The organism is Rhizobium sp. SYY.PMSO (assembly GCF_046840415.1).
In the GTDB taxonomy this organism is placed as follows: Bacteria; Pseudomonadota; Alphaproteobacteria; order Rhizobiales; family Rhizobiaceae; genus Rhizobium.
In genome coordinates, this window is record NZ_CP177349.1 from 1,915,332 (window position 1) to 1,927,756 (window position 12,425).

General features: G+C 60.2%; 12 protein-coding genes. 2 read left to right on the forward strand and 10 right to left on the reverse strand.

The annotated features are described in order from the left end of the window. Nucleotides 1-25 precede the first annotated feature (25 nt). Nucleotides 26-379 (reverse strand): DUF1428 family protein, encoded by a 354-nt coding sequence (locus tag ACJJVH_RS09320; RefSeq protein ID WP_113385813.1) that lies wholly within the window; start codon nt 377-379, stop codon nt 26-28. 146 nt (nt 380-525) lie between these two features. Here ACJJVH_RS09320 and ACJJVH_RS09325 point away from each other — a divergent pair, with 146 nt between their 5' ends. Next, on the forward strand, nt 526-918 hold the full coding sequence (locus ACJJVH_RS09325) for a GNAT family N-acetyltransferase (RefSeq protein WP_113369627.1): 393 nt from the start codon (nt 526-528) through the stop codon (nt 916-918). A gap of 7 nt (nt 919-925) precedes the next feature. Here the strand turns inward: ACJJVH_RS09325 and ACJJVH_RS09330 are convergent, their stop codons facing one another. From ACJJVH_RS09330 to rpoD, 8 genes are all read right to left on the reverse strand, one after another. Further along, entirely contained in the window at nt 926-1,858 is a 933-nt protein-coding gene (locus ACJJVH_RS09330; RefSeq protein ID WP_412063772.1) for a LysR substrate-binding domain-containing protein, read from the reverse strand. Nucleotides 1,859-2,138: 280 nt separating this feature from the next. Further along, complete coding sequence (locus ACJJVH_RS09335) at nt 2,139-3,368, reverse strand: MFS transporter (RefSeq protein WP_112803899.1); 1,230 nt, start codon at nt 3,366-3,368, stop codon at nt 2,139-2,141. 97 nt (nt 3,369-3,465) lie between these two features. Beyond that, nucleotides 3,466-4,197: a phenylalanine--tRNA ligase beta subunit-related protein gene (locus ACJJVH_RS09340; protein WP_112803862.1), complete on the reverse strand. Its 732-nt coding sequence runs from the start codon at nt 4,195-4,197 to the stop codon at nt 3,466-3,468. Between the two features lie 81 nt (nt 4,198-4,278). Further along, nucleotides 4,279-5,085, reverse strand: coding sequence for an AraC family transcriptional regulator (locus ACJJVH_RS09345; RefSeq protein WP_412063773.1), 807 nt, complete (start codon nt 5,083-5,085; stop codon nt 4,279-4,281). Nucleotides 5,086-5,188: 103 nt separating this feature from the next. Then, nucleotides 5,189-6,166 carry a DMT family transporter gene (locus ACJJVH_RS09350; RefSeq protein WP_412063774.1) on the reverse strand — a complete coding sequence of 326 codons (978 nt, stop codon included), beginning with the start codon at nt 6,164-6,166 and terminating at the stop codon, nt 5,189-5,191. Between the two features lie 132 nt (nt 6,167-6,298). Next, complete coding sequence (locus tag ACJJVH_RS09355; protein ID WP_412063775.1) at nt 6,299-7,741, reverse strand: DUF930 domain-containing protein; 1,443 nt, start codon at nt 7,739-7,741, stop codon at nt 6,299-6,301. A 237-nt stretch (nt 7,742-7,978) separates the two neighbouring features. Beyond that, on the reverse strand, nt 7,979-8,779 hold the full coding sequence (locus tag ACJJVH_RS09360; protein ID WP_412063776.1) for an APH(3')-II family aminoglycoside O-phosphotransferase: 801 nt from the start codon (nt 8,777-8,779) through the stop codon (nt 7,979-7,981). Nucleotides 8,780-8,867: 88 nt separating this feature from the next. Then, complete coding sequence (gene rpoD, locus ACJJVH_RS09365; protein WP_112803857.1) at nt 8,868-10,928, reverse strand: RNA polymerase sigma factor RpoD; 2,061 nt, start codon at nt 10,926-10,928, stop codon at nt 8,868-8,870. Nucleotides 10,929-11,036: 108 nt separating this feature from the next. Between rpoD and ACJJVH_RS09370 the strand changes: the two genes are divergently transcribed. Then, entirely contained in the window at nt 11,037-11,282 is a 246-nt protein-coding gene (locus ACJJVH_RS09370) for a hypothetical protein (protein WP_162704085.1), read from the forward strand. Nucleotides 11,283-11,377: 95 nt separating this feature from the next. Here ACJJVH_RS09370 and tdh read toward each other — a convergent pair whose 3' ends face one another. After that, nucleotides 11,378-12,415 carry an L-threonine 3-dehydrogenase gene (gene tdh / locus ACJJVH_RS09375; RefSeq protein WP_112803856.1) on the reverse strand — a complete coding sequence of 346 codons (1,038 nt, stop codon included), beginning with the start codon at nt 12,413-12,415 and terminating at the stop codon, nt 11,378-11,380. Between the last annotated feature and the right edge of the window lie 10 nt (nt 12,416-12,425).

The window sequence follows — 12,425 nt, forward strand, 5'->3', positions numbered from 1 at the left end:
TGTCAAGCCCGACCGCCGCCGCAGCCTATACCTCGACGGCAATGTTGAAACCGCCGTAGATCATGCGCTTGCCATCGAAGGGCATATTTTCCATCTGGTCCTTCAAGCGCGGATCGGCCATGACCTTCGCCAGGATCGCATCGCGGCTCTGCTTCGATTCATAGGTGATCCACGAAAATATCACGACCTCGTTTTCCGTCGCCTGTACTGCGCGCGGGAAGGATGTGCGTTCGCCGTAAGGCACATCGTCGCCGATGGCTTCTACATAGGTCAGCGCACCATGCTCCCGCCAGACCGCTCCGGCCATGCGCGCCAAATCCTTGTAAGCTTCGATCTTGTCTTTCGGCACGGCGACAATGAAACCGTCGACATAGGACATTTTTTCCTCCTTTGTTCTATGCTCGCCTTCAAAGGACGGCCGACGACGGCGCGATCCGACATGGGCCGCGTATATTTTTCCGCTTTCCGGCCGCCGGGCTGCAAGTATGAAGGGTTCGTCAAGCGGTCCATCCAGAGGAATGCGCAATGGACATAGAATACAGGCACGATCCGGACCTTGAAAACGAGGCCCTCAATGCCCTCTGGACGACGGCATGGGGTCGCTCCAGGCCGCGTGATTTCCAGCCGATCCTCTCCAGAAATCTCGCCCATGTCGGCGCATTTGCGGGCTCTGCGTTGATTGGCTTCGTCAATGTCGCCTGGGATGGCGGCATTCACGCCTTCATTCTCGATACATGCGTCGATCCGGCCTTTCGTGGCAGAGGCATCGCGAGCAACCTGATCGAACGGGCGAAAATGCTGGCGCGCGACCGCGGCGCGGAATGGCTGCATGTCGATTTCGAGCCGCACCTGACCGGTTTCTATCGAAAGCTCGGCTTCGCACCGACCGAGGCCGGCCTGATCCGGCTGCGCGATTGATACGCGGCTACGCCCGGGCCGCCGACCGGATTTGCGAGAGCAGCCAGTTGCGAAACAGGGCTGCGGCCGGATTTTGCAAAGCATTTGGCGGATAGAGAAGATTGTAGCCGACGGCAGCCGGCTGCACCTCTACAAAGCATCGCACCAACGTTTTCTCGGCAAGGTCGCGTGCAACCAGCGAACTGCGAACGAGAGCGAACCCGCGCCCTTGCCGGCAGGCGTCAAGCATGTCGGTGAAGGACTCGAATAAAGGAGCCTCCTCCACCGCTCGCGCGATATCGAAGACTGCATCTGCCGCTGCGTCGTTACTGCCGACAATCTGCTCGTACCAGCGTTGCCAATCCAATATGGTGTGCCGCATGCCGGCATATCGCAGGAGCGGAGCGGCTCTTATCGCCTCGCGGGGCGGCAATTGCCTGGATAGTGCCGGCGAACTGACGACAAACTCCTCGTCCGTCAGCAACTCCTCATGGGTAAGCCCTGCAGCGGCACGGCCGAGCCAGATGGCGAGATCGACGCCACCGGGCTGGAAATCCGGGCGCTGATAGCCAACGGCCACCTTCACCTCGATCTCCGGATGCCGCCTGCAGAAATCCGGCAGCTGCGCCGCCAGCCATTGGCTGGAAAACTCCGGCGACATGGAAACCGTCACGCTGCGGATCGAAACATTTGCACGCGCCTGATAGAGCGCCGCCTCCAGATCGGAGATCGTGCCGGCGATTGCGGAATGCAGGCGGGCACCCAACGGCGTCAGTCTGGCGCCATTTCGGCCCCGATCGAACAATCGTCCCCCGATCCATCCTTCCAGTTGCGCAAGCTGATGACTGACAGCCGTCTGCGTCTGCCCGATCTGCTCCGCAGCGCGCCCGAAACCGCCAGTCTGCGCAATGGCGCAGAATGTCTGCAGCACAGACAACGGTGGAAGAGGCCTTTTTCCCATGAAAATACTGCATGTTTCCGCGTAAGAGGCTTCATTATACATGGCATCGATTAAAGCGCATTCCTTCATTTGTCGAAAAATTTTGAAAGCCGCGACAGATGAAGATCTTTCATGGTCTCCGCGTAAAGCGCTGGATCGCGCGCCTGGTTCCGAAAAACGATGCAGAACGGCAGGCGCAAAATAGCCGTAAACGGGATATCTTGCCTGTGGCAAACAAACATTTGCTGCGGGACGTTGGCCTAAGCGTGATCGAGGAAACGCGTCGGCAGGATGGAAGGCGCTAGCCTTTGAGCGTCTTGACCTTGGTCAGGTCCGGAAAGAGCCGCATCCAGAGCAGCACCACGACGATGGTGCCGACGCCGCCGACGATGCCGGTCAGGACCGGCCCAAGCGCACTGGCAAGCATGCCCGACTCGAACTCGCCAAGCTGATTGGATGTGCCGATGAACAGCGAATTCACCGCATTGACGCGACCGCGCATGGCATCCGGCGTCAGGAGTTGCACGAGCGAGCTACGCACGACGACGCTCACCGTATCGGAAGCACCGACGACGAAGAGCGCGGCAACCGAAAGAATTATGTTGCTCGACACTGCAAACACGATCGTGGCAACGCCGAAAACAAGCACTGCAAACAGCATCTTCTTGCCGACATCGGTCTGCAGCGGCCGTCGCGCCAGCCAGATCGACATGATCAGCGCCCCGACCGCCGGCGCACCGCGCAACAGGCCGAGCCCCCAGGGACCCGCATGCAGGATATCGCGCGCAAACATCGGCAGCAGCGCCGTCGCGCCGCCAAGCAAAACGGCAAAGAGATCGAGAGAGATCGTACCCAGCATGACAGGCCGGCTCCGGATGAAGGAAACCCCGGCGAAGACGGAGCTCAGGGTCATCGGCTCGCGCGATGGCGACTGCAGCCGCTCGAGCCGGATCGAAATGACGTTGAAGCTCGCGATGACGTAAAGCACGGCGGAAGCCGCAAACGGCACGACCGGGCTGACGCCATAAAGCAGGCCGCCGAGCGATGGACCGATGATGAAGGCGGTCTGCATCATGGAAGTCGAGGTGGCGATGGCAACCTGCAGCAGTGACGACGGCACGATATTGGGCAGCAGCGCCGCCATCGTCGGACGCTCGAAGGCCGTCGCGGCCCCCATGACGGCAACAGCGGCCAGAATGCCCGCCGGCCCTATCCAATGCTGCCAGACGGCCACAGCCAACACCACGGCGGTCAGCGCCTCGATCAATTGGCAGGCAAGGCCGATGCGGCGCCGATCGAACCGATCGGCGACATGACCGACGACGAAAGTCAGGATGACCATGGGAAGAAACTGGCAGAAGCCGACGAGGCCGAGGTAGAAGGCGCTGTGGGTCTGGTCGTAGATCATCCAGCCCATGGCGACCGTCACCGCCTGAAAACCTATCGAGGAAAAGACACGCGACGCAACGAACGAACGATAGCCGGGGTGACCGAGCACGCCGGGCCGGTCAAGGTTTTGCAGGGTATCCATGAGCCTTCTTCGTCCGCCGGCATGGACGCTGGCAGACCTGTTTTCTCAACCGTCGGAAATTCTACTGCCCCCCTGCTCTGCCTGAACGCACGTCTTGTCAATCTCGTTTCTGCTGCGGTTGCAAATTCATCGCAGGTGACAGATCAAATCGCGGTGAAGAAACATCGAGGAGACCTCGTCTGGCCTCGATCGACCAGATGGCCGCCAGATCGGCGGCAATCGCACCGATCAGCCGCGGAACGTCGTCGCCTGCCGAGTCATGCATCGCTTCCGCGACGATCAGTACCGAGCGCGTATCGTCGCGCACGGCGGAAAGGCCGCTCTGCCGGTTGGTCCAGCGCCGGGCATGTGCTTGCCCGGCCGTATCGGCGAAGATCACTTCTCCCGCCTCAGGGTGCTCCATCTCCCCGGCGAAGGTCAGGTAGGATTCGCTGCCATCGGCATGCCGCACCTCGAGATCGCCCGACACTTTCGATAGATCGAAAACGGCGACAGGAATGGCGAAGGCGATCGAGGCCGCATTGCAGAGGTCGACGAGCGGATGCAGCCGCGGCAGCGTCCCTTCCTGACGAAAGCGGCGAAGCAGCGCTTCGGACGCACAGCGATATTGCGTCGGCTTCAATCCCATCCTAGAGAAGCCGCGCCGCCATGCCTGGATTTCCGGCATCTCGCTTTCCGGACCCTGCGCCAGCCGTTCCGCAGCGGCCGCATGATATCTGGCGATGGGATTGATGGCATCGGCGGTCGCGGTGATCCCTTCGGCCAACAGCGTGCCGGCGACCAGTTCGGGGAACCCGGCCCACATCTCGTTCGAATGGCGGAAAAACATGATGCCTCCTTCTGCTGCTCCTGCTTCCCCAGCAGAAAACCGCATCCTCACCTCCCGGTCTTGAACAAAATTGCAGACGCCTCACCCCATGGCCGCTGCATAGGCACCGGGCGAGATGCCGAAATTGCGCACGAAGAGGCGAGTCATGTGGCTTTGATCGGCAAAGCCGCTGGCAAAGGCAGCCTCGGCCAAGGATGTACCAGCCGCGATCAGCCGCCGAGCCTCGTGAATACGGCGCTGCATGAGGTAAGCATGGGGCGTTAGTCCCGTCGCCTTGGCGAAAGCCCGCAGAAAGCGGTAGTGGCTCAACCCGCAGAGCTCGGCAAGGTCGGCAAGCGTCAAGGGAGCGGCGGGATCGTCATCGATGCGATCCCGCGCCCGGCTGACGACCGCGGGACTGGCATTGTCACTCGATCTGCCTCCGCCCTGGCGCATCACGCCGGCAACGAGCGACAAGAGCAGCCCGTCCCGCAAAAGAACATTCTGGGCAGCCGCCTCGATCAGAAGCGGGAACAGGGTTTTGAAACGCGTGGCCATCTCGCTGTTGCGGATGACGGGCGATGGAAACTCCATCGCGCCAAACCTGCCCTCGCCGATGTCGCGCAACAACTCGCCGATGAGCCGGGGTTCGAAATAAAGCATGGACCATGCCCGGCTCTCGCCGACAGGCGTGCCGTCATGCACCTCGTTCGGGTTGACGCTGATGATATCGCCCGCTTCGGCCCGCACCATCCCGCGCCCGCTAAGCGATGCCTGTGCGCCGGCTTCGATGATGCCGATGCCGAATTGATCATGCGTATGCTTGGAAAAACTGTGGCCCGTTTCGGCTCTCACAACCTCGATGCCGGCCGTGTTGGATCGGAATATCGTGAACTGGCCGGACCTCATCCGCCCCCCTTTGGCAGCCAACTCTGCCGTCCCAAACGACGCGATGACAACCGATCATCGCCTGTGACAGGCAGTTTTGCGCATCTCCGATCGGGACACAAGCTCAGACGTCGGCCGGGGTCTTTATGTCCGCCGCCGTCGCCAGCGGCGCCTGCGCATTGCCGGCGACAGCAGCCGGCAGCGGCGTGCCGCGCCTGCGCTCCCGCGCCAGCGTCAACAGGCCGGAAAAGATGATAAGCACGATGCCGAATGCCATCGGCATGTCGATACTGTCGTTGAACAGCAGGTAGCCGAAGGCGATGGCCCAGAGCATCTGGCTATATTGCGGCGGCGCGACCAGATTGGCCGGCGCCATATGCGCGGCATTCAACAGCAGGACGTTGCCGAAAGCGCCAAGCAGGCCATAGCTCGCCAGGAAAATCCATTGCGTCGGCGTGGGCATCGTGACTTCGGAGAGCATGAGGAAGCCGCTGACGATCATCGTCCCGAAGAGGCCGGCCCCGTAGAGCGAGATGCGTTTTTCCTTCGAGCCGAGCGCACGATTGATGACGATGGAGATCGCGCCCGCAAGACCGCCGATAGCTGCGCAGAGATGCCCGATAGACAGCTCGCGAAAGCCGGGGCGCAGGACGATCAATACGCCGACGAAACCGAGGATGACGGCGGTCCAGCGCTGCCAGCGCACGTCCTCTTTGAGAAAAATGACGGAAAGAATCGTCACGAAGGACGGCAGCAGGAAGAGCAGCGCGAAAGCCTCCGCCATCGGCAGCTTGGTAAAGGCGATGACCGAGCAGATGGCGCCCGTCGCGCCGCAGATGAAGCGCAACAGCCAGAAGGGACGGCTCGACGTCCTCACCATATCGAGCCAGCCGTCCTCCCGCCGCTTCAGGAAAGGCACGGCGGCAAAACCGAACAGCGCGCCGATAAAGGCCACCTGATAGGATGGAACGACGCCATGCAGGATCTTGATCGAGGCATCGCTGAAGGCGAAAACGACATAGGCCGCGAATGCCACAAGGACACCGCGCAAGGTGGAGCGGCTCGCGGCCACGGAGCTGGAATCGGCTGTAATCGAAGACATCGGAAACGTCACGAAACGATGGGAGGACACTGAATCAGGTAGATACAGCCAATTGTATGATGAAATGAGCCGGATTTCGATTGGGGTCTGTAATAAACTATTGTTTCAGGTGGATGCGCCAAAGGAGCCGCATCAATTTCCAACAAAACCTAGCTTATCGAGCTGATCTGGCGAAAGGAGCCCCCTGTCCGTGTAAGAAAAAGCTATAACCTTGAGGGCATCGCTATCCACTTCGCAAGTGAATGCCACCCTCCGCCAACCATTGGGAGTTTGCACTATAGCACCGTCACCGAATAGGCTGATATCAGAAAGCATCGCCTGCGACAGAGCTGAATTGGCGTAAACGTATCCAACTGCGCGAAAATCGCGACCAAACTGCATTTTCTCTTCAGAATTGCAGAGGTATTTTACTCGCTGGCGCCGTGGCAGCTTCTTCCAGGCGTCGTAGTCACTCTTCGAGAGACGAGTCATCTCAGCACCCGAATAAAGCTTCTTGGCCTGAACGGCCCGTTTAGGCACAATTGATTTAAGCGACTGCGGTTCAGTGACCAATGCCGTGCCACTTGCCGGATCTCCTTGACTACTCGAAGCGGACTGGCTCTGAGAGCTTTGCTGCGCCGGAGATGGCTTTACCGCCGGAACGACGATCTGCGGCGGATCCTTTGCCTTCTGGGCAGGAGATTGCTGCTGCGGATCGGTTGAGGGCGCCTGTGCGGCCTGTTGCGCCTGCGGATCGTTCGGATCGGTCGATGGGGCCTGTGGCTGCTGCACCTGCGAGTCCGAAGGCTCGTTGGTCGCCAGCACATCGGGGGCCGTGGAAGAAGCTTTCTCGGCCGAATCGCTAGCCGGCGGCTGAACCGCATTGGCTTGCTGGTCCTTGGCGTCAGCTTGCTGTTGGGCTTCCTGCGCCTGTTGCGCCGCCTCCGCTTGGGCCTGAGCTTGGGCTTGCGCAGCAGCCTCCGCTGCAGCCTGAGCCTCCTGCTCCTGCTCGGCCTTCGCATCGCCCGGCGTCGGCGGCGTATCGTCTTTCGGCTGCTCCGAAGTTTCGGGCTGCTGCGTGGTGTTCGGGTCCTTCTGATCGCCCTTCATATCCGGAAGGGGCGTCTCCGTCGCAGAAGGTTGCTGTTCGGCCTTCTCGACAGGCTTATCGGCGCCGGGATCGTCAGGTTTTTCGGGCTTGTCGGCCTTTGCCTCATCAGGTTTGGCCGGGGGCTTTTCCGAGGGTTGCTTGCCCTGAGGGTCGGATTGCTTCGGCGGCTGCTCGTCCGATTTCTTTCCCTGAGGCTGCTGCGGTCGCTCCTGTTTGGCGTCGGCCGTCTGCTGTTGCGGCTTCTCATCAGGCTTTGGCGTCGGCTTCGGAGGCTGATCGGGCTTCTCGTTCGCCTTGGTCGCAAGCTCCTGTTTTTCCTCCTGCTGCGGCACCAGCTCGACGTTGACGCTCTGCTCCGGCTTTGCCTGCGGCGGCGCTGGCAGCAGCGGCAGCAGGAAAATGGCGACAAACAGGACGTGCAGGAGGATCGACAGGACAAAGCCCGGCCGCATCTCCTTATCCCGTTTTGCCTCGGCCTGTTCCATCGTTCAGCGGATGGCTCGTGCGGAGAAAGCGATCAAGAGGAAATTGCGCATCGATTCATTCGATCCTTACCGGCAAATAGACAAGAAGACTCTCAGGTCCGCAGACATATGGTATCCGACAACACTCCCCGAAAGAGGTATTTGTCGAAATCGAACTTGTCAGGCATCCATGCGATCCGCAATGGCGCAAAAACAAACCTGCGTGATCGCACGGCGCGGGAACCTGCAAATCCACCGCTAGAAGAACTCGTCCAGCAACCGATAATAAGCCATTTTTTCCGCCTGTGGCTCAAAATCGCCATAGGCCTCCAGAAATAGGCCAACGAAGCCGTCCCCAAAGTTGCGTTCGATGCTGCCGCAGGCAAGCGCGATATCCTGATGGCGATCGGCGACGCCGAGGCGGCCGCAATCGATGCAGCCGCTGAAACTTGCACCGTCGGCCATGAAATTGGGAAGGCAGGCATCGCCATGAGTGACGACAAGATCTTCCGTCTTTGGTCTTGTCTCCTCTAGCTCCCGGAAAATATCCTGCGCCGACCGTCCCAACCGGGTTTCATCGAAATCATCCTCATCGACGCGGCCGCCAAGCATCCGCGCCTTGGCCTCGCCAATTCTGGCCTCCAACCGATGATCGAAGGGGCATGTCGCAATGTCGATGGTGTGCAAGCACCGCAAGGCATGGGCCAGCAGGCGCACCCGCTCGATCGGCGGCACTTGGTCTGCGCTAACGAAATCAGCACCGGCAAGCGCACTCATCAGCAGCCATTCCCGCTCGCCATCCGTCTCGTGAGCGATGACTTGCGGGCAGGCAAACCCTTGTGACGCCAGCCAACGCAGCCGGGCGACCTCGCCGGCCAGTTCACCCAAGGGATCGGCAGGCTCGGTCTTGAGATAGACCGGAGCCCGTCCCTCCGCTTCCAGCCGGAAGACATGCGCCGAGGAACGGCCGAGCGCATCCTGCCGCCACGCGTATCCCGCGAGGAGGTCGCGCAGTCGTTCCGGCAGGGATATTTCCAAAAACTCCGCCTTGCTTGCCATGACGCGAACCTTGAGCCGATACTCTCAATGAAAAGCCCGGCTCGCTTTCGCGAACCGGGCTCGATGTCGTAACAGCGCCAATAGCGGCTTAGCTGTCGAGGAAGCTGCGGAGCTTGCGGCTGCGGCTCGGGTGCTTGAGCTTGCGCAGCGCCTTGGCTTCGATCTGGCGGATACGTTCGCGCGTAACCGAGAACTGCTGGCCCACTTCTTCGAGCGTGTGGTCGGTGTTCATGCCGATACCGAAGCGCATGCGCAGCACGCGTTCTTCGCGCGGCGTCAGCGAGGCCAGAACGCGGGTCGTCGTTTCGCGCAGGTTCGCCTGGATGGCGGCGTCGATAGGCAGAAGCGCGTTCTTGTCCTCGATGAAATCGCCGAGGTGCGAATCCTCTTCGTCGCCGACAGGCGTTTCGAGCGAGATCGGCTCCTTGGCGATCTTCAGCACCTTGCGCACCTTCTCGAGCGGCATGGCGAGCTTTTCGGCCAGTTCTTCCGGCGTCGGCTCGCGGCCGATTTCGTGCAGCATCTGGCGCGAGGTACGAACAATCTTGTTGATCGTTTCGATCATGTGCACCGGGATACGGATCGTGCGCGCCTGGTCGGCGATCGAGCGGGTGATCGCCTGGCGAATCCACCAGGTAGCATAGGTCGAGAACTTGTAGCCACGGCGATATTCGAACTTGTCGACCGCCTTCATCAGGCCGATATTGCCTTCCTGAATGAGGTCGAGGAACTGCAGGCCGCGGTTGGTGTACTTCTTGGCGATGGAGATGACGAGGCGCAGGTTGGCTTCGACCATTTCCTTCTTGGCGATGCGCGCTTCGCGCTCGCCCTTCTGCACCATATGAACGATGCGACGGAATTCCGAGATGGAAATGCCGGTTTCGGTCGCAAGGTTCTGGATTTCCTGGCGGATGTCGCGGATCGTCGTGTTTTCGCTCTTGGCGAATTCCTTCCAGCCGCGAGCGGCCAGATTGCCGATCGACTTCATCCAGTTCGGATCGAGCTCAGCGCCCTGATACTGTTCGAGGAAGCTGTCGCGCTTGACGCCATAGGATTCGGCAAGACGCAGCAGGCGGCCTTCGTTCTGAACGAGGCGCTTGTTGATGTCGTAGAGCTGCTCGACCAGAGCGTCGATGCGGTTCTGGTTCAGCGACAGAGACTTGACCGACTTGACCAGTTCATCCTTGAGTTCCTTGTAGCGGCGCTCCTGCGCCGAAGACAGCGTGCCGGAAGCAGACAGGCGCTGCTCGACCTGCTGGTCCTGCAGCTTGCGCAGCTTCTTGTAGGTTTCGGCAATGTTGTCGAGCGTCAGCATGACCTGCGGACGAAGCTCGGCTTCCATCGCGGCGAGAGAGAGGTTGGATTCGTCCTCGTCCTCTTCCTCCTCCTCGATCGGCAAGCCCTCGCCCCCGACATTGGTGATGTCGTCGTCGCCGGAAGGAGCGCGGCCACGGCGGGCCTTTTCCTTCTCTTCGGCAGCCTTGCGGTCGGCCTCGATCTTCTCGGGGCTCTGGAACTGCGGCGCAGCCTTGGCCTCGGGGCCGGAATAGGTGGTTTCGAGATCGATGATCTCGCGCAGCAGCGTGGTGCCCTCGTTGAGTTCGTCGCGCCAGATAATGAGCGCCTGGAACGTCAACGGGCTCTCACAGAGGCCGCCGATCATGGTTTCGCGGCCAGCCTCGATGCGCTTGGCAATCGCGATTTCGCCTTCGCGCGACAGGAGTTCGACGGAACCCATCTCGCGCAGATACATGCGTACCGGGTCGTCCGTGCGGTCTGTCGGCTCTTTCTTCTTCGCGGTGGCAAGCGCGGAGCCGCTGGTCGGGGCCAGTTCGCCGCCTTCGCTCTCTTCGTCGCCGCCGGCATCGTCGTCGTCGCTGGCCGCAGCGCCGGCCTCTTCGACATCCTCGTCCTCGATGACGTTGATGCCCATGTCCGAAAGCATGGCCATCGTGTCTTCGATCTGCTCGGAGGTCACTTCTTCGGACGGAAGCACAGCGTTAAGCTCGTCCATCGTCACATAGCCGCGCTTCTTCGCGGCCTTGATCATCTTCTTGACCGCGTCATCGGAAAGATCGAGAAGCGGGCCATCCGAGGTGCCGTCGCGTTCGACTTCAGCTTCTTCGTTCTCTTTGACCTTGGTTGCCATCTCTATATCGTCGCTTTCCCTGACGCTGCAAACTTATACGCGGTGAAACATTCACTCTGGCTGGCGCGCCCTGCACCAGCCGCGACTCACCGACGAACACCTAACGGAATGACCTTTAATGCCCGATTAACCACGATCACCGCTACCGGATTGCAAAGCTGGATTGCGTTTGGATTTCCGGCCATGGTATTAGGTGATCCGCTCGATCCAGTTTACCGTTCTTTCCGAAGTCAAACGGTGATTCCCAGAATTTTGGTTCTCGTCAAGCTTTTCCAGCAAAAAAGCCCGTTAAATACGCGAAAAAGCCTTATCCACAGGCTCCGCGCGCCGCAATCAATTGCTTCCCGTATTTAGGAAGTCCCCGCGCGATGACAAGAGCATCCTAAATAAAGCCTCACATTTCCGGCACCGGCAGGTATTGCCGGCACCGCAAGTGTGTCCAAACGGCATCAATTCCAGTCCATTACGACCTTGCCGGAATTGCCGGAACGCATGGCTTCGAAGCCATCGCGAAAATCATCTATGCCGATGCGATGGGTAATGACGGACGATACATCGAGACCGCCCTGCACAAAGGCAATCATCTTGTACCAGGTCTCGAACATCTCGCGGCCATAGATGCCTTTCAGGTTCAGCATCTTGAAGATGACCTTGTTCCAGTCGATCTCGAAACCGGCCGGCGCAATGCCGAGAATGGCGATCTTGCCGCCATTGTTCATCTTGTCGATCATGTCGCGGAAGGCCGGTGCCGCACCCGACATTTCCAGCCCGACGTCGAAACCCTCGGTCATGCCGATGGATTTCATCACGTCGGCGAGGTTCTCCTTGGAAGCGTCGACGACATGATCGATGCCGACCTTACGGGCAAGCGCCAGCCGGGTCGGATTGATATCGGTGATGACGACCTTGCGCGCGCCGGAGCGCTTGGCGACCATCGCCCCCATGATGCCGATCGGCCCTGCGCCGGTAACGAGCACATCCTCGCCGACCAGATCGAAAGAGAGCGCGGTATGGACCGCATTGCCGAACGGGTCGAAGATCGCGGCGACCTCATCGGGAATATCGTCGGGAATCGGCACCACGTTGGATTCGGGAATGCAGACGAATTCACCGAAGGAGCCGGGGCGGTTGACGCCCACGCCGAGCGTGTTGCGGCAGAGATGGCCCCTGCCCGCCCGGCAGTTGCGACATTTGCCGCAAACGATATGCCCCTCGCCGGAGACGCGCTCGCCGACGTGATACTTCGTTACCGCCGAGCCGATTTCGGCGATCTCGCCGCAGAATTCATGACCGACGACCATCGGCACGGGAATTGTCTTCTGCGCCCATTGGTCCCAGTTCCATATATGGACATCGGTGCCGCAGATTGCCGACTTCCTGACCCGTATCAGAACATCGTTCGGCCCGATCTCGGGAACCGGGACATGCTCCATCCACAACCCGACTTCGGGCTTGGATTTGACTAGCGCTTTCATCATGTTCGACATGATCGGCTCT